The 1,024-nt window shown below is 66.5% G+C and carries 1 pseudogene; it reads right to left on the bottom strand.

The annotated features are described in order from the left end of the window. A pseudogene (locus AB0D46_RS38565) lies at nt 1-907 on the bottom strand (IS5 family transposase); the annotation flags it as partial. Nucleotides 908-1,024 lie beyond the last annotated feature (117 nt).

The following is a 1,024-nucleotide window of genomic DNA, read 5'->3' as shown; positions in this document are numbered from 1 at the left end:
AGCCCTGGTGCCTGGGACGATGCGCTTCGCTCCTGCTCCTGAGTCGTTGGCCTGGCAGACCAGAGAAAGATGCCGGCGACGTAGAGTCCGGCCAGGTAGATGGTTGCGGTCTTCTCGTAGCGGGTGGCGATGCCCCGCCACTGCTTCAGGCGGTTGATGCAGCGTTCGACGGTGTTGCGCTGCTTGTACGCCTCGCGGTCGAAGGCGGGTGGCCTGCCGCCTTGGCTGCCGCGCCGCAGTCGGTGGCCGCGTTGATCGGCCGGAATGGGGATGACCGCCCGGATTTCGCGCTTGCGCAGGTGCTCGCGGATCGCGCGGGAGGAGTACGCCTTATCGGCCAGGACCACGTCCGGCCTGGTACGGGGACGTCCTCGTGGCCGAGGGACGCGGAGGCGGGCCATGACGTGAGAGAAGACGGGTGCGTCACCGGCCTGTCCGGCGGTGAGCACGAAGGCCAGTGGCCGACAGTGAGCATCAGAGGCGAGGTGGATCTTCGTGGTCAGTCCACCGCGAGACCGGCCGATGGCATTGTCATCGGGCTCGCCGGCCGGGGCCCCTTTTTGCGGGCCCCGGCTGCGTGCTGGTGAGCGCGCACGACAGTGGAGTCGACCGAGACGGCCCAACCGAGGTCTTCCTCGGCATCGGCCTTCGCGATGAGCGCGGTGAACACCCGCTCCCAGGTGCCGTCGATGGCCCACATCCGCAGTCGGTTGTAGACGCCTCTCCAGTTCCCGTACTTCTCGGGCAGGTGGACCCACTGCGATCCGGTCTGGAACTTCCAGGCGATTGCATCGATCACCTCACGGTGATCCCGCCACCGGCCACCCCGCTGCGGCGTCCGGTCTGGCAACAACGGCTCGATCCGCGCCCACTGCACGTGAGTCAACGGCACGCCCAGACCAACGATCAGATGATCCAAACGAAACGGCCTAGTAGTGCTTCGTTACGTCGGGTGATCTCGCCTGATGGTGGGCATCTTCTGGTTATGAGGCTGGGGGAGGTGGAACGGCTCCGGGGTGAGTTG

Origin of the sequence: Streptomyces sp. NPDC048383 (genome assembly GCF_040651775.1) — a bacterium.
Taxonomy (GTDB): domain Bacteria; phylum Actinomycetota; class Actinomycetes; order Streptomycetales; family Streptomycetaceae; genus Streptomyces.
Note: the sequence above shows the minus strand (reverse complement) of the source record. Positions and strands in the feature narration are given on the sequence as shown.